This window comes from Xenorhabdus sp. TS4 (assembly GCF_014467265.1).
In the GTDB taxonomy this organism is placed as follows: domain Bacteria; phylum Pseudomonadota; class Gammaproteobacteria; order Enterobacterales; family Enterobacteriaceae; genus Xenorhabdus; species Xenorhabdus ehlersii.
In genome coordinates this window covers 1-15,999 of sequence record NZ_NKHQ01000093.1, presented here as the reverse complement: position 1 = coordinate 15,999, position 15,999 = coordinate 1, and the positions used below count along the sequence as shown (strand labels likewise).

The 15,999-nt window shown below is 47.7% G+C and carries 13 protein-coding genes and 3 pseudogenes; 11 read left to right on the top strand and 5 right to left on the bottom strand.

Annotated elements, in window-relative coordinates; genetic code table 11:
• Positions 1-99: 99 nt before the first annotated feature.
• Positions 100-1,134, top strand: a pseudogene (locus tag Xets_RS18945) (reverse transcriptase domain-containing protein); the annotation flags it as partial.
• Positions 1,135-1,231: 97 nt separating this feature from the next.
• Here the strand turns inward: Xets_RS18945 and Xets_RS18940 are convergent.
• The gene (locus Xets_RS18940) at positions 1,232-1,501 is read right to left on the bottom strand and encodes a plasmid pRiA4b ORF-3 family protein (protein ID WP_187652332.1); all 270 of its coding nucleotides are present in this window, start codon (positions 1,499-1,501) and stop codon (positions 1,232-1,234) included.
• A gap of 84 nt (positions 1,502-1,585) precedes the next feature.
• Positions 1,586-2,128 (bottom strand): annotated as a pseudogene (locus tag Xets_RS18935) (Tn3 family transposase); the annotation flags it as partial.
• Positions 2,129-2,451: 323 nt separating this feature from the next.
• Here Xets_RS18935 and Xets_RS18930 point away from each other — a divergent pair.
• Complete coding sequence (locus tag Xets_RS18930) at positions 2,452-3,327, top strand: DNA replication terminus site-binding protein (protein ID WP_187652331.1); 876 nt, start codon at positions 2,452-2,454, stop codon at positions 3,325-3,327.
• Positions 3,328-3,430: 103 nt separating this feature from the next.
• Here Xets_RS18930 and Xets_RS18925 read toward each other — a convergent pair.
• Both Xets_RS18925 and Xets_RS18920 read right to left on the bottom strand, forming a co-directional pair.
• Positions 3,431-3,919: pseudogene (locus tag Xets_RS18925) on the bottom strand (transposase); the annotation flags it as partial.
• Between the two features lie 28 nt (positions 3,920-3,947).
• Positions 3,948-4,235, bottom strand: a complete 288-nt coding sequence (locus tag Xets_RS18920) for an IS630 transposase-related protein (RefSeq protein WP_187652330.1) — start codon at positions 4,233-4,235, stop codon at positions 3,948-3,950.
• A 106-nt stretch (positions 4,236-4,341) separates the two neighbouring features.
• Between Xets_RS18920 and Xets_RS18915 the strand changes: the two genes are divergently transcribed.
• From Xets_RS18915 to Xets_RS18900, 4 genes are all read left to right on the top strand, one after another.
• A complete protein-coding gene (locus Xets_RS18915; protein ID WP_370588262.1) occupies positions 4,342-5,361 on the top strand; it encodes a UvrD-helicase domain-containing protein in 1,020 nt (339 codons plus the stop codon).
• Positions 5,362-5,495: 134 nt separating this feature from the next.
• Entirely contained in the window at positions 5,496-6,506 is a 1,011-nt protein-coding gene (gene traF / locus Xets_RS18910; protein ID WP_370588261.1) for a conjugal transfer protein TraF, read from the top strand.
• Between the two features lies 1 nt (position 6,507).
• On the top strand, positions 6,508-7,941 hold the full coding sequence (locus Xets_RS18905) for a conjugal transfer protein TraH (RefSeq protein WP_187652328.1): 1,434 nt from the start codon (positions 6,508-6,510) through the stop codon (positions 7,939-7,941).
• A gap of 12 nt (positions 7,942-7,953) precedes the next feature.
• Positions 7,954-11,571 (top strand): conjugal transfer protein TraG N-terminal domain-containing protein, encoded by a 3,618-nt coding sequence (locus Xets_RS18900; protein ID WP_187652327.1) that lies wholly within the window; start codon positions 7,954-7,956, stop codon positions 11,569-11,571.
• 34 nt (positions 11,572-11,605) lie between these two features.
• On the opposite strand, the gene Xets_RS18895 is transcribed toward Xets_RS18900, so the two are convergent.
• The gene (locus tag Xets_RS18895; RefSeq protein WP_187652326.1) at positions 11,606-11,968 is read right to left on the bottom strand and encodes a permease; all 363 of its coding nucleotides are present in this window, start codon (positions 11,966-11,968) and stop codon (positions 11,606-11,608) included.
• A 693-nt stretch (positions 11,969-12,661) separates the two neighbouring features.
• On the opposite strand from Xets_RS18895, the gene Xets_RS18890 reads away from it, so the two are divergent.
• The 5 genes from Xets_RS18890 (at position 12,662) to Xets_RS18870 (ending at position 15,781) form a co-directional block, all read left to right on the top strand.
• The gene (locus Xets_RS18890; RefSeq protein ID WP_187652325.1) at positions 12,662-12,934 is read left to right on the top strand and encodes a helix-turn-helix domain-containing protein; all 273 of its coding nucleotides are present in this window, start codon (positions 12,662-12,664) and stop codon (positions 12,932-12,934) included.
• Positions 12,934-13,467: a transglycosylase SLT domain-containing protein gene (locus Xets_RS18885; protein ID WP_187652324.1), complete on the top strand. Its 534-nt coding sequence runs from the start codon at positions 12,934-12,936 to the stop codon at positions 13,465-13,467. The genes Xets_RS18890 and Xets_RS18885 overlap by 1 nt, the downstream gene beginning before the upstream one ends.
• Before the next feature lie 9 nt (positions 13,468-13,476).
• Complete coding sequence (locus Xets_RS18880) at positions 13,477-14,085, top strand: flagellar transcriptional regulator FlhD (protein ID WP_187652323.1); 609 nt, start codon at positions 13,477-13,479, stop codon at positions 14,083-14,085.
• A complete protein-coding gene (locus Xets_RS18875; protein WP_187652322.1) occupies positions 14,082-14,633 on the top strand; it encodes a FlhC family transcriptional regulator in 552 nt (183 codons plus the stop codon). The genes Xets_RS18880 and Xets_RS18875 overlap by 4 nt, the downstream gene beginning before the upstream one ends.
• Before the next feature lie 107 nt (positions 14,634-14,740).
• Complete coding sequence (locus tag Xets_RS18870; RefSeq protein ID WP_187652321.1) at positions 14,741-15,781, top strand: IS481 family transposase; 1,041 nt, start codon at positions 14,741-14,743, stop codon at positions 15,779-15,781.
• Positions 15,782-15,999: the final 218 nt, after the last annotated feature.

Below are 15,999 nucleotides of genomic sequence, written 5' to 3'. Positions count from 1 at the left end.
CTAAAAATGACAATTTACGATGTAAATTGGCTACCTAATTTTTGGCTATTTAAATTGACCGCTTAAAGGTGTTTACTGTTCCGTTACTCCCGAAACCCCAGTAAACGGCCTTTAGCTATTTCGTGCATAGAAGATAAACTGATCCAGCTTGTGGTCAGTGATATCCTCAGCCGGATTTATGAACCGCTGTTTATGCCCTGCTCCTACGGGTTTCGACCGGGGTTAAATTGTCATGCGGCATTAAGGGCGCTACAGCAACAAACATTCCGTAACTGGAATGGTGCTATAGTGGAAATTGACATCCGAAAATACTTCAACATGATACCGCATATCGAGTTGATGGATCTGCTTCGGAAGAAGATATCAGACCGCCGTTTTCTTAGATTGATTGAGGTACTGATAACGGCTCCAGTCATGATGGACAACGAAGTTTCCAGCAATGTCCGTGGGTGTCCGCAAGGTTCAATTCTGTCACCGGTGCTTGCCAATATCTATCTACATCATGTAATTGATGAGTGGTTTGACGAAATCAGCCATTCACATATTCGCGGACGGGCAGAGATGGTAAGGTATGCCGATGATATGGTGTTTACCTTCCAGTACCCCAGAGAAGCAAAGCGTTTCTATGCGGTATTACCGAAAAGGTTGAACAAATATGGATTGGAATTGCACAGTAACAAATCGCAGTTAATCCCTGCGGGGCACGTTGCAGCAATGAAAGCCGATTTGTCAGGGAAACGCTTACCCACGTTCAATTTTCTGGGATTCACCTGCTATTGGGGGAAAACGCGGAAAGGCTTCTGGCGGCTGAAGTTTACCAGCCGAAAAGACCGGTTCGCAGCCAAATTGAAGGGACTCAGGAACTTCCTCTGGAAGAACCTGAATACGACTGATATAAGGCTTATCCTGAATACCGTCATTAGGGTAGTCAGAGGCTGGATAAACTATCATGATATCTCTGACAACCAGAGAAGAGTCGAGCAATTTATCTACCAAAGCAGGCGAATAATCTATCGATGGTTTAACAGGAAAGGTGGGCGTCGCCGGCTGACGTGGAAAAAGTTGGATCTGATCCTGAAAATGCTGGGTTATCCGTCTCGATGGGAAACACATTCAATGTTCAATTCTCGCTGAATAGGTGTGGGGACACAGGTCTGTCGGGAGCCGGATGCGGTAGTTCCGCACGTCCGGTTCTGAGGAGGGGCCTATCTGGGTGACCGGATAGGTCTACTCACCCAAACCCCCGATCACCGACATCAAATTCAAAGTCATCCAGCGCGATTTTGTAAGGGTTATCAGAAAATGCAATCCCGCCGGAGTACGAAATGCCGTAATTTTTACCATAAATACGGAATTGATGCAGGTGATCATCCTGCCATCCTTGCGCTATCTGAATGATATAGTGAAAAGCCGCTAAAGAAGTCCTGCCTGACAGCCTGAATCGACGCCAGATCATAGGACTGATTTCCCGAAGGGCAATTTTCACGATATAATTTTTCATGGTGAGGTGTCTGATAAAATGATGTTCCTTTGCTCATTCTATCGTCTATTTAACACAGTGCCCCAAGGTTTTTTATGGTCTCCTATATACTGTGTTCCACAACGTAATCGCCGCAGTTAACAATGTCAGTCCACTGGCACGATGGCTTTGATTTTCCAGCCCGCGATCTCTGATTTCGCCCAACCGATGCATAAAAACGGCACGAGCTAGTGCATTGCGAGCTTCACCCTTATTTAAACCAGCTTGCACACGACGGCGTAATTCAGGATCGCGAAACCAGTCCAGCATAAACAACGTTCGCTCGATACGACCAATTTCCCGTAACGCTTTTGCTAGACCATTTTGTTTGGGGTAGCTGGCTAACTTTTTTAACATCAGAGACGCAGTGACCGTTCCCTGTTTGATCGAGGTCGCTAGCCTAAGTACCTCATGCCAATGTTTCTCAATTTCCTTGATATCCAAACTCGTCGAGGATATCAGCGACTGAAGCGCAGGGTATTGCTCTGCTTTCCCTTTGATAAATAGCTTCTTATCATGGAGATCCCTGATCCTTGGGCAGAATGCGAACCCAAGTAGATGCATAAGTGCGAAAACATGCTCAGTGAAACCTGCTGTATCCGGGTAATATCAATTTGTATATAAAACAGCCTTAACGTAGGATGCTTTCCAAGCGGCCCCCTAACAACACAAACGGCGTGAGATAAAGGTCGTCCGAAAAAACAAAATTAGACCATCATGCAAGGTGAAGTATAAAGAATATTAACCCCACCTCCACAGTCCCCCTCAACCACATTTTTAGCTTACCCCAGGCTTTTTCTCTCTTTCTTAATTTAATCTCACACACGAAATGGTGGTGTATTTTTGCCTTTTCTCCTTATTGCATGATGGTCTAATGCCGTCTATTATGCAACCAATGATCTGTTAGGACAAACCCACAAGTAGGCGGCAACATGGCTAAAAACTTCATTTCGGAACAATTCTCGGCCATGTGCCGCGACCTGACGAACCTGTCTTCCATTATCAAACGACTCCCTCCAAGGTACGCACAAGCTGCGGCTATCCCCCCAACTAGAAAGGGAGTGGAAAACGAGCCCATCAATAAGATTATCATGACAGAACAGACGGGGCACGAAGCTCTAGAGCTGGCAGCACACAGCTACAAAGACCTGCATATCAATCCAAACTATTCGCAGAAGTCTGCCAGGCGAACCGTAGGGGTGATCTGGTTCTCCCCTATCAGGATCGGGGTAGCTGACGAGATTGCAACAACGGTCGAGCGTATCAACGCGGCCAAAGCCGCTATCGAGGATTTCATCATCTCGACGTACCCCACTAGGCAAGAAAGGTTTGAAGCGCTGCGAGCTGACTGCCCTGGAGTCATGGCTCTCCACCTTTACAGGCAAATTCGGTGCTACGCCAATGGCGACATTGACTCCATCCGCTTCACCTGGCAACGGAAGGACTCTTTGAAGAAGCCGGTGAAAGATGAGCTCTTGCAACGCATTAGGGAGGAACTGGAACGATCTGGGCCTGACTATCAACTTCCCCTTGAGCAGCTTATCCAGAAGGTCGTCAGCACTCCGGAGCCGTACCTCAGAGAGCGTAGGAAAGTAAAGGTCCAGCCGGTGGCAAACGTTATGACCGCAGGAGTACTCAAGACCGTTACTGCCCCCATGCCCTTGATCGTGCTCCAAGACAAGGATGTTCAGCTCAAAATGCTTCGCAACTTTGATGCATCAAAGTTGCGTAAAACTCGCTCGGATAAAGCAGCATCGGAAATCCTTGGCACCTTTGGTGGCGTCACCATCGAATCCTTTTCTGGATAAACGTGACCATGTAACAAGCCCTTCCTATCGTGGGAAGGGTTTTGTCCTACCGAAACAATTTCAACCTAGCGTACTATGATGTAATATTTATGATATAGCAGAATCAACATGATCTGACATATTCGATGTGCTCGGTGAACAACTCATCAACTGAACCTCTTTTTTGTCTTCTTATCGCTTTTGCCCCACCCCATTTGTGTTCTATCGGGTTCAAGTCCGGACTATAAGCGGGAAGCCACTCTAATTGATGTTGACTCTCTGCTATCGCTTGTATCGTATCAAGTCGTTTATGAACGCGCGCATTATCCATGACTATCACGGCACCGTGGGGGAGTTTTGGCAATAAATCCTGCGTCACCCACGCATGAAAGACATCGGCATTAATGTTGCCAGTCAATAAGCTTAAGGTGATGAACGTATTTTCGAGAATGGCACCAATGACGTTAATACGGCCTTTCGCGTGCCAATCCTGTGTACCAAAACAACGCTGCCCCTTTTCTGAATACCCATATATCCGTGGTATTGACTGCGCGAAACCCCTTTCATCCAAATACACAATCGGTTTGCCTTCCTGTTCATAGTCGCTGATGCGCTCGACAAACGCCTGACGAAGCTGAGGATTAGCGCGAGGATGTTTTAAGGTTTTTTTTAAGCGGGAGCCGAAGCCGTTTCAAAGCGTAATGAATCGCCGATTGTGAGACCCCCAGGCGTTTTACTCTTTCCCATTGATAGTCATCAGGAATTTTTATGGGAGGCTTATCACGCGTCATGCAAGGTTCTAGTTTATGGCTCCACCGGAACAGGGTACGAATAGAGATCTCAAAATGGGCACTCGTTTGTTCGAAAGTCAACGAATGCTTATCTTTGTATGCCAGTACTCTTTTTCGAAAATCTAAACTGTAACCCATTTCACTTTATGCCTTGTCATTTTGGATCTGGATATTATGACATATTAGTATGATTCTGCTATACAAAATCCAAGTGGTAGAAGGTGCTGAACTGATATGGAAACGGATGACAAACATCCAAGACCCATTCCCGACCGTACACGACTGTTACCTTAAACAGTACCAGCTAGGGATGCCAAATCTGTCTCGCCGGTACACCACTATTCTTTTTGATGAGGCTCAGGATGCCAACCCGGTCACAAGCAGCATCGTCTTACAGCAGAACTGCAAAGTAATCCTCGTTGGAGACCACCACCAGCAGATCTATAGGTTCAGAGGTGCAAACAACGCTCTTGATAGCAAAGAGTTCATGAACGCCGATCAACTCTATCTCACTCATAGCTTCCGCTTTGGCCCTAATGTCTCGCTGGTGGCAAACGCCCTTCTTGAGCTTAAAGGTGAAACACGCCCCGTTGTTGGTCGGGGACCAGCAGATCAGGTTGTCATGTTTTTGCCCAGCGATGTGGGCCATCGAGCAATACTTCACCGAACCGTTATGGGAGTCATAGAGACGGCACTCTCTGCCACTGAATCCGGGGCTCAGGTATTCTGGGTGGGAGGAATCAACGCTTACCAGATCAATGAGCTCCAGGATTTGTACTGGTTCTCGATGGCTGAGCCTGATCGTGTAAAAAACAAGAAGCTGCTTGATGAATATGAAGACTACTTCGAGTATCAAGAAGTCGCCAAAGCGACCAAAGACCCCGAAATGATGAGGGCAGTCAAAATCATCAACAGCTACGATGAAATCCCTGAGCGCCTCACCACTTTGCGACGCAATACAGTCAAAGAAGAGTTTGGTGCGGACATTACAGTTTCTACTGCTCATCGGTGCAAGGGCCTTGAATGGGACTTTGTTCAGCTTTATGACGATTTTCCCGATGTTCTAGATCCCGAACTCGATCCGATGGCTCGTGACGATGAAATAAACCTGCTCTACGTTGCTTCCACCAGGGCAATGCGAATCCTCGCGTTGAACAGTGCTGTGGAGATGGTTATCCGCTACATAACTCAAAAGCGTATGGTCGAGAAGCAAATGAAGATGGCCGCCGAGGCCACTGAGGTTGAAGAGGACGCAACCAAATAGTTTGGTCAAATCTTTCACATGTGAAAGTTGACAAATAAAACGCTCTAAGCGCCCTAAATAGGCGCTTTCACCTGCCTAATTTCACGCCGCCCACCTCTACCATATCGAGCATGGGAAAATACGTGCATGAGACTATGAAAAAATCACCTTTTAATTTACTGCTCTTAGCAGCGCTCACACTAGGGGCGTCACAACAGGCATGGGCTCAAGATGGCACAAGACCTGGTTTCTATGAGCGAAAAGAAGAGGGTTGGTTCTGGTACAAGGAAGAACCCAAAGAACCGGAGAAAAAACCCGAAAAACCAAAGCCTGTGGCAGAAGCTAAGCCAACACCGCCCAAGTCAACAGAGCTGTTACCGAGCGGACCAGATATGTTCTCGGCGGAATGGTTCCGGGAAAACTTACCCAAGTACAAAGACCTTGCCTGGAACAACCCGACCGTTGAAAACGTCCGGACATTTCTCTACTTGCAGAGATTTGCAATAGATCGTTCCGAACAGTTTTCCGACGCAACAGAGCTGGCCGTTGTGGGTGATCCGTTTCTGGATGAAATTACTCGACGTCCTGCGGCCACGTTTGCTTCGCAACAGGTGGATAGAGACGCTGGTAACGCCAAAAACAAGCTGCTCAAAAGCGTAGCCGACCGCGTAGGGATATTTTTCTTTTACAAGTCCGACGATGACTACAGCGACTTACAAGCGCCGCTCATCAAAATGCTGGAACAAGGAGAAGGTTTCTCGATTATTCCAGTTTCTATGGATGGCAAACCTCTCTCCAGCGGGTTTTTCCCTCATTACAAGACCGATGAAGGCCATGCCAAACAACTTGGCATAGTGACTTTCCCTGCTGTTTATCTCGCATCCCCAGATGGTCAGTTCGCACCGATAGGACAGGGGCCGATGTCACTTCCTGAGCTGAACCATAGGATTTTGGTAGCAGCAAAACGCAACGGCTGGATAACTGACGAAGAGTTCAACCGTACCCGTCCGGTACTCAACCTAGAAAACAACATAGCCGAACGCTTGGCCTCACCAGAGCTAGGACCTGACCTCAAACAGCTATCACAAGCGAGTGGAGACAAAGACAACTTTGTGCCACCGAAACAACTCATGCAGTACATCCGGGACAAATTACAGGAGAACTAAGATGGTCACGCACAAGACAATAAAAAGAAGCCTGCTTGCCCTGAGCGTGGCGGCCAGTCTCTTCATTGCACCGACAGGGGCTATGGCAGCTAACGGCCTCCAGTCTCAGATGGACAAGCTGTTTAATGAAATGAGTAACACAACACCGCCAGGCGTTTATGAAAGCCAACGGCGTGGCGTGTTAGCTGGTGGCCGATTCACTGCCAAAACCCGGATCTTTGACGAGAACCTGGTTAGTTTTGCCCCTCCATCATGGAAAGCTGGTTGTGGTGGCGTAGATCTGTTCGGTGGTTCGCTTTCTTTTATTAACGCCGACCAAATAGTGCAGCTCCTTCGGGCTGTCGCAGCCAATGCCAAAGGCTATGCCTTCCAACTTGCACTGGATAACGTTTTCCCAGATGGGGCGAAATGGATAGAGAACTTCCAGAAGAAAGTACAAGCACTCAACCAACACCTGGGCAACTCGTGCCAGCTCGCTCAAGGACTCGTCAACGACCTGACCAGTAGCATGGACGTTAAACACAAGACGGATGCTTCCATCACCGCTACGACTTCCGGCCTGTTCGAGGACTTTTTCGGATCCAAGCAGGAAATCAGCGGCAAGAGCCCTCTGGAAGAACTGAAAGCCAACAAGCCTGATGAATACAATAAGATGATTGGCAACATTGTCTGGAAGCAGCTCAAAAGTAACAACGCAAACACATGGTTCCAGTACGGGGATAACACCCTGCTTGAAGCAATTATGTCTTTAACCGGCACGGTAATTATCGGTGATCTGGTTAACGATCCTAATTCAACTGGCTCGGGTGCAAAAACTACACCGCTGACGACTTTGCCGGGCAACAAGATCACCCTTTCAGACCTGATTTCGGGCGGTTCTGTTGAGATCTATTCCTGTGATGGCGATACGAACAACTGTTTGGGTGCTGGGAGCACCAACAAAACAGTCGTGCTCAAAGGAATCAAGAACCAGATCACGGATATGCTGCTAGGAACCAGCTCCACGCCGGGAGTTATCTACAAATACGCAACGAACTCAGGAACTTTAACTTCCCCAGAAAAAGCCTTTGTATCTAACCTTCCTGGTGGGATAGGCACCATCGTCCGTAACTTGTCTGTTCTTTCTCAAGACGGCGCTAACCTGTTCGCCACCGAGTCATCAGGAGCGATTGCTCTGACAATGATGTATAGCTTCTCGGAAGAGTTCTTCCGCGCAGCTCGTATTGCGATGGCTAACAGCAAGTCACCCTACAAAAAAGAGGCTCTGGAGCTGCTCACGCAATCACAACAGCAAATCCGTGCCGAATACACACTTCTGTCCTCTCAATACGGCGACCTGGCAAACCAGATTGAGAAATACAACAACCTACTGGACAACATCCGCAAGCAAAAATACATGCTGGCAACTTTGTCCAATCCTCCTAGCACGAACTAAGGGGCCATTGGAATGGGAGCTTTTTCAATCCACTCTATCGGTGACTCTGCTTTTCTAGAGCAAATCTTGATTGCAGTATCAATGATCACCGGCACTGGAGACTTCGAGAAGATGGTCAGTATTGGCCTGCTTCTCGGGGTCTTAATGATCTGCATTCAGTCGGTCTTTCAGGGCGCTAAGCAAATAAACTTCCAACAAGTTCTGGTTGGTTGGATTCTGTATGCCTGTTTCTTTGGTCCGACCGTAACAGTGACCATCGAAGACGCATATACAGGGCAAGTTCGCGTCGTTGCCAATGTGCCGATTGGTGTCGGTTTCGCTGGCGGTGTCATATCCAACGTGGGATACACCATCACCAATTTATTTGAAACCGGATATGGCGTAATCGTACCAAATGTCACGGAAAGCCATTTCTCCGAAACGTTGAAACTGCTAAACGATGTGAGAAGGCGAGCCTATGACACTGGGGTATTCACTGCTCTTAATTCAGCAAATGGCGGCGGCTACGTTGACGTGAGACGTTCTTGGAACAACTACATCCGGGAATGCACATTGACCAAAGTGGATCTCAACCTGATGTCCCTAGACGAGTTAATGAACCGTTCGACCGACACGGCTCTGCGTTTCAACTCACAGCTCTACGGCACTCGGTTGTATTTGTCTACTTCAAACCCAGATGGGGCAGACTATACCTGTACAGATGGATGGGTAGCAATTAGCACTGCGACCGCCAACCTAAGTAGTCCAGTAGTTGTGGATGCACTGAACAACCTATTGGGTATTGACACATCAACGGGCGATAACGCCATAACAAAGCTAAGCGATTCGCTTCAAGCGATGGGAGCAACTACCACATCATCAATCGACTACCTGAAAGCAGCCGTTATTGAGCCTCTCTATTATGAAGCCGCAGCGGGACGTTATCAGGATCTCCAGGACTACGGTTCTGCATTGATGATCAACCAAGCTATTCAGCAACGGAACACACAATGGGCCGCAGAGCAATCTATGTTCATGACCGTCGTTCGCCCAATGCTGACGTTCTTTGAAGGCTTCATTTACGCTATCACTCCGATCATCGCCTTTATCATCGTAATGGGCAGCTTCGGTCTCCAGTTAGCCGGTAAATATGTGCAAACCATTCTCTGGATTCAGCTATGGATGCCGGTTCTCTCGATTATCAACCTTTTTGTTCATACCGCCGCCTCCAATGAGATGTCTAGCCTCAGTGCTGGTGGTCTCAACTCTATGTACGCACTATCTTCGACTGGAGATGTACTACAACACTGGATTGCTACAGGTGGGATGTTGGCAGCGGCCACCCCGGTGATCTCACTGTTTATCGTCACAGGGAGCACCTACGCTTTCACCAGTTTGGCATCGAGAATCAGTGGTTCTGACCATGTTGACGAAAAGATGCAAACACCAGACCTGCTCAAACAAGGTCCAGTCATGCAAAGCCAGCCAGCTTACAATCACAACCAGTTCAGTGGCGCGATTGCGAACGGAGTAGAAAACATGATCAGCACCTTCTCTCTTGGCTCCACTTTAGCGTCAGGCGTGAGTTCTGCTCAGGCGTTACAAAGTCAGAAATCAGAGGCATTCCAGAGCACCTTGGGACGTGGTTTTTCTGATGGAGTGAGCCAGGACCAAGCCTATTCGAGACTCTCCAATGTAGGGCGCAATGTCTCGTCGCAAAACACAGCTCAGAGCCAACTGATCAACCAGCAAACCAAAAACTTCATGGATAAGTTCCAAGTGGACGATAGTCACTCTGATGCTGTCAAAGGTGCTTTTACCATGCAGGCTATGGGCACTCTCGATGTGGATGAAGCGGCGTCCATGCTTATGCCTATGGTGGGCAAGGCCAGAGCAGCAATGAAGGCCGCTGCTGGAGTTAAATCCAGTAGTACAGCTCTTGTTCCGGCAGGGGGCAATGGCGAGTCCGGTGGCGGTGGTAGTGACCTCCTTGACATCAAAGCGCAAGCAAAAGGATCAACAGAATCCTCAGCTCAAGACTCTTCAAGCTGGTCAGCGAGTGATGTGTCCCAGTTCATGAAAGGTGTGAGCTACTCGCAAACCGACAGTCAAGCGTTGACGAACCAACTCGCTCAAGGGTTCAGCCGTTCTGGTAGCGAGTCATTCAAACAAACATGGGGAGATAGCCTATCTCAGAATCTATCCAAGTCTGCCTCAGAGCTGGTATCTGCATCGGATACCTTCACAACAATGAGCCAGATCCAGAACCAAATGGGCTCCATGATTAACACTGACTTCAAAACCCTTGGTGGAGCAGTAGCGCAAACCCCTGCGGCCATGAACCAACTGAACGACTATTTCCGTAATGCCGCGCCACAGTCTGTTAAAGACGAGGCAGCTTCACTACAACAAAGATACCAGTCATACGGAATGTCGCCCCAGGTTGCCCAGGCAGCAGCGCGAATGACCGCAATGACCAACTCCAAAAACTACGAACCGGGTAAGGAGCTAGGAGGGTATCAAGCTGCACTACAGGCGATTAATACCGCGTCCGGTCGTAATGGAGCCTTTAGTGGTGATGCCTACGGAAATAACGGCATTGAAGGTCCGAATGTTCATGGACTACCGGGTCAGGTTCAAGGTGCTGTTGGTAGTGGCCCCAACATCCCAACCGGATTCAGAGAGAATGTGTCGGGTATGGCTGGGACTAATCCAGCATCAGAAGCAGGTCAGTTACCAACTAATAGCCCTCTTGTTCAAAATGAACATGCTGCCGGTGCATCAGCTCTTCGCAATCAAGCGCAGCAAACAGAACGAGAGGTGTCAGCTCCTGAATTGAAGAAAGCCCAGGATAACCTTATGAACTCGCTTCCGGAAATGTCCTGGAGTGCTTCGGGATGGGGCTCGTGGGATAACTCCACAGACTGGATGGGCCGCAGAGCCGAGCAAGCTGGTGGCGCTCTCATTGCTGGCGGTCAAGCTGGCGCTGATGCTTTCTCAAAAGCAATGGATCAAATGAGAACGATGACACCTGAGCAACGTGACCAATTCATCGCTGCAACTCAACGTGGTGACAAGGCTGTTCAAGAAGAGTTTGGCTGGGCCGGTGATGTGATGGTTGGGATGGCAAAACTTGGCCGTAATGTCATGGGAGCTGCCGCAAGCGGCTATGATGCAGCTAAAGAATGGTTAACTGGCAAATCTGACCTATCAGAAGCAGTTAAAGGGATGAGCATCGAGGAGCGGGGAGCGTTCTATGCAGCAGCTCTATCTTCTGCCGCAGAAGCCGGTGGTGGAGCGGTGCAGCAGTTTATGAACCAGTACGGTGATAAGTTTAAAGAGACGATGCAGTCTATTGCTCAAAGCCGCTACGGGCTGACGCAAGCGCAAGCTGCTGTTTACGCCGAATCCTTTGATACAAACGAGGGTCGCATGAACCAAGCTGTTCAGAATCTGAAAATGGAATATGCAGAACGTAACCCAGATGGCTCACCAATGATGCAAGGAGGTCAACCTGTTCTTTCTCAGCAGAACGAAGAATTTACAGACAAGCTGGTAAACGTATTGCAGAACTCGACGGATGTGGGAGATCGTTCAGGAAGCTATTTGACCGCTATCAGGGGCTACAACATAGCAAATCAGAGGTTCTAAAAAACAAGCAAATAATAAGGGGACTATTGCCCCCTTATTCGTCTCCAGCTCCAATATGGTAGCGCTGGTCAAAGTCATAGGAATCTTGAAAGCCACCAGCATGTTTCTTTCTACGTCGAGCAGTCGGTGCCTCTTTATAAGCTAACCGAGCAGAGCGGATGAACCATGTTAGTCCAAACAGAGCTCCGACCACCAAAGCAACTTGCCACTGGAAGTAAGCGATCCCTCCCCAAAAGACAACAGCAGCCCAAAAACTTCTGTGAATGAGGAACAGGAAGCGAGCCCCCCAAACTGCAAAAGGAGCCAGTGCCACACTAAGTCCCCAAGGCGTATCCGCCATCATGGCTATTCCAAGAAGCACCATTCCAAGCAGCAGAATATTGATCACATGTTTCATACCCCCCCCTTTAATCTTTAACCCCAGTTTATCACAGTATCAAAAAATGCATCCATGAAAATTTGACTATTTTTTGCTAAATAAGCATTTCATTGACAATTTTTATGATTAGAATTTGCTCTGAAACTTTCACATGTGAAAGCCAGCCCTTACGGAAAAAGGCATTTGTTGACAAAGCATTACATAGTTGAATATGTTAAACAGATCGCATACACTATGGAATAGGCCATTGCTAACGCTTTGGTTCCCATCTGCAACACCGCAGAGTCTTCTTTCCCAAATATCTCATTTTGTAAACACCATCATCCTTGTGTGGTCGGGGCGTTCCTTTGCCTACCCTACCCTCCTCAGCTCCTGCTGTATTAGCAATTTCAGCCTTCGCTGTATCCATAAAATCACTTATACCTAAACGCTATTAAATACCCAAAAATACTGCCATTCATTTGACATATTTTCTAATACCATCGCAAAAATATTCGTATCTCATTGATTACTAATAATATTGTAACCCTGCTCCATCGAATCAAAGTTAAGCGTATGTTTTTAAAGGTTTTTTATTGTTGACAGTATCATTTTTTGGGCTTATAACGGGCTAAAATTATGTCAGTTTGTGACAATAGAATAACTCTAAAAGCATTCATTGGATAACGAAATTTTTGTATTAGTAACAACGCAGTTTAATGGGTGGCAACAATGGATAAATGCCAAGTGATAGACATCCCAATCGACCTAGAGAAAAAACGCGAGTGGATCAAGTACAAACTCAAGATCCAGGGACTTTCTCTGGCCGCATTGGGCAGAAAACACAAAACATCTCGGCAAGTGGTGTCTACAGCTCTCTATAAGCCCAGCCCACGTTGGGAGTATGAAATAGCGACAGCTTTGGGCATGAAGCCGTCTGAAATTTGGCCGGAGCGGTATGACGAAGAACACGAAATACCCATTAGACATAAGGAGGCAAGCTGATGAAGAACAAAGCCAAAGTATTGATTCTGTCTGCGGCTCTCCTGTCATCAACAGCGGATGCTATTGACCTGAGTGGTACGATCTTCGACAAAGCGGCGAAAGCACATAACCTTGATCCTCTTCTGGTGTATTCGGTCGCATTGGCCGAATCCGCCTCCGGGCGAGGCAATGGCTCTATAAGTCCTTGGCCTTGGACGCTCCGCGTTCCGGGGCTTCCTTTCTATGCCAAGTCGGAAAACCAGGCAAAGGCGAAGTTGGCTGAATTTCAGCAACAGTATGGACGGGCCATTGATGTTGGGTTCATGCAAGTGAGCATCCGTTGGAATGGTCACAGGGTTTCTTCCCCAGCAGACCTTCTCGATCCGGAGACCAACGTGATGGTTGGGGCAGAAGTGCTATCAGAGGCCATTCAGTCATCTCCAAATGATTTGGAACTTGGTATTGGCCGCTACCACTCCTGGCAAGATGAAATCCGCGCCAGAAACTACGGTAGCCGAATTCTGGCTATCTATCGCAACCTTCGTGAACTGTGAGGGGGCGGTATGTTGGAACTGGATATTATCGGGGCGTGGGATGCTAGAGCAGTAAACCTGGATCAAGAAGAAGCAGATAGAAACGTTTACGAGTTCGATCTGACGCTATGGAACCTGCTATGCGCTCTGGCAAAAGAACATCCAGAGGATGCGGCCTCACAATTTTCTTTGGGCATGGACACCGTACAAAAGCTGTCACTGGCGACATCTTCTCAATTGGAAGCACTGGCCTCTGGCGTGTTGATTTCCTTCAAACTCGAAACAGCAGAGCAGAACATCATCACACGACTCTCTGGCGACTACGACCCTGTAGTTTTTATCAACCACAGCATTGATGAGTTTGATGCTGCCTACTGGTTGTTATTTAACCGCGTCGCATCGAGAGACTCTGAGATGGCAAAAGAAGTGTTCGGTGTTTCGAAAGAACTTGCGGAGCTGGTGGTTAAAGCAACAGACAGTCAGTTGCGCCACATGTCTGGAACAACGGTAACGCATTTTACGCTTCGTTTTGCTCCAAGCATCATTGAAGAAATTCTTGATGACAGCCGGGATGAGGTAACACACCCTGTATTGAAAAAACTGCAACAGTCTCTACAGGGACGTGGGAGGTGGAGATGAACATTGGCAACTCTGGTACATTGGGTCGCTGGGTCACAGCCCGACACATGGCCCTCGCCGGATACATCACAAAAATCATCATGATCGAAGCTGGCCTGACATACAAGCAGGTCAGACGGCTTTACCAGGATCTGGAGAGAGATGGATACACTCTGGAACGAAAATCCAGAACGTTCCGAGGTGGTGCGACACTTATTCATAGTCACACGTCTAAGATACAGGCATCTCTTTTGATGCAGCTCTATTTCAACATTGGTGGGGAAGCCGTGTTGCGGTCAGTGAACATCAAAGCCTTGAACAAGGCATTCAGGATGTATCACGCAATCCGTAAGGAAGTGTCCGGCATGAAAGGTGCTCGATGGGCTCCGTTTGATATTACTGACGCCTGGTGTCTTGCATCGGAGTTGAGAAGCGGGGACGCAATGTTTGAGGAGTGCGATAACTGCAAATGCACGTACTTCACTTCTGTTAATCAAAGAACCTGCGTTGAATGTCCGTTCTGCAAGGAACAAGGAAGGCATGGTGGTGGGGAGAAAGCGTGTGCTTGAGTTGTATTAGTTCAGACTAGATCTGACACTTCGGTTTGAAAAGAAGAGAGTTACCGACTTTGATTAAAGGTGATGAATCCATAATCAAAGACTAAGAGGTAACTCTCATGCTTTATACTAGCAATCCAATCATCAAACACAAGGCGGGTCTGCTTAATCTCGCTGAAGAACTCAGTCATGTCTCAAGAGCCTGTAAAGTGATGGGTGTATCCAGAGATACGTTTTATCGTTATCAGGAACTCGTTGAAACAGGCGGGATTGATGCGTTAATCAACCAAAACAGAAAAACCCCTAATTTGAAGAACCGTGTGGATGCGGAGACTGAACACGCCGTTATCAACTCGGCCATCGAATTCCCGGCCTATGGGCAAGCCAGAACAAGTAATGAACTCAGAAAAGCAGGCATCTTTGTGTCTGCCAGTGGTGTCCGTTCTATCTGGCTCAGACATCATCTTGATAACTTCAAAAAGCGTCTGGCAGCCCTTGAAAAGAAAGTGGCTGACGAAGGCATTATCCTGACTGACGAGCAGGTTGCCGCCCTTGAACGTAAGCAGCATGATGACGAGGCTTGTGGCGAAATTGAAACCACTCATCCTGGCTATTTAGGGTCGCAAGATACCTTTTATGTCGGTAATCTTAAAGGCGTAGGACGCTTGTACCAACAAACTTTCGTCGATACTTACAGTAAAGCGGCTTTCGCGAAACTCTATACGAGTAAAACGCCCATTACGGCGGCGGATTTACTGAATGACCGTGTGCTGCCGTTCTTCAGCGCTCATAGATTGCCGATGTTACGTATTCTGACAGACAGAGGCACCGAATATTGCGGGCGTGTTGAGCACCATGATTACCAACTGTATCTGGCTGTCAATGATATCGACCATACCAAGACAAAGGCGATGTCACCGCAAACCAATGGCATCTGTGAACGGTTTCACAAAACCATCCTGAATGAATTTTACCCAGTGACGTTCAGAAAGAAATTGTATGGCTCATTGGATGAGTTACAAAAAGATCTGGACAAATGGATGGACAATTACAACAATCACCGCACTCATCAAGGAAAAATGTGTTGCGGCCGGACACCAATAGAAACCCTTCAGGATGGGAAATCTATTTGGGCAGAAAAAAATCTGACCCAAATATAATCTGACAGTCGCCGATAACAAAGTGGGTAACTGTCAGATCAAGTCGCGACTAGTACACTTGAGTAGATTATGACATTTTGGACCGGAGATGAGCGCCCCAATTTTGCGGCGCTCATTTTTTTACTCATAACTGAATGCCACCTCCTGCGGAGGTGGTCATCGACAGATTGGCTCTGCCAGTAAGGCTACTCATGGGAAAATCCGAACTGTTATCCCCA

Excerpts from the sequence above, each read along its gene's own strand:
- Xets_RS18940 (WP_187652332.1), bottom strand. The coding sequence starts at position 1,501 with ATGAAAAATTATATCGTGAAAATTGCCCTTCGGGAAATCAGTCCTATG.
- Xets_RS18930 (WP_187652331.1), top strand. The coding sequence starts at position 2,452 with ATGGCTAAAAACTTCATTTCGGAACAATTCTCGGCCATGTGCCGCGAC.
- Xets_RS18920 (WP_187652330.1), bottom strand. The coding sequence starts at position 4,235 with ATGGGTTACAGTTTAGATTTTCGAAAAAGAGTACTGGCATACAAAGAT.
- Xets_RS18915 (WP_370588262.1), top strand. The coding sequence starts at position 4,342 with ATGACAAACATCCAAGACCCATTCCCGACCGTACACGACTGTTACCTT.
- traF (WP_370588261.1), top strand. The coding sequence starts at position 5,496 with ATGAAAAAATCACCTTTTAATTTACTGCTCTTAGCAGCGCTCACACTA.
- Xets_RS18905 (WP_187652328.1), top strand. The coding sequence starts at position 6,508 with ATGGTCACGCACAAGACAATAAAAAGAAGCCTGCTTGCCCTGAGCGTG.
- Xets_RS18900 (WP_187652327.1), top strand. The coding sequence starts at position 7,954 with ATGGGAGCTTTTTCAATCCACTCTATCGGTGACTCTGCTTTTCTAGAG.
- Xets_RS18895 (WP_187652326.1), bottom strand. The coding sequence starts at position 11,968 with ATGAAACATGTGATCAATATTCTGCTGCTTGGAATGGTGCTTCTTGGA.
- Xets_RS18890 (WP_187652325.1), top strand. The coding sequence starts at position 12,662 with ATGGATAAATGCCAAGTGATAGACATCCCAATCGACCTAGAGAAAAAA.
- Xets_RS18885 (WP_187652324.1), top strand. The coding sequence starts at position 12,934 with ATGAAGAACAAAGCCAAAGTATTGATTCTGTCTGCGGCTCTCCTGTCA.
- Xets_RS18880 (WP_187652323.1), top strand. The coding sequence starts at position 13,477 with ATGTTGGAACTGGATATTATCGGGGCGTGGGATGCTAGAGCAGTAAAC.
- Xets_RS18875 (WP_187652322.1), top strand. The coding sequence starts at position 14,082 with ATGAACATTGGCAACTCTGGTACATTGGGTCGCTGGGTCACAGCCCGA.
- Xets_RS18870 (WP_187652321.1), top strand. The coding sequence starts at position 14,741 with ATGCTTTATACTAGCAATCCAATCATCAAACACAAGGCGGGTCTGCTT.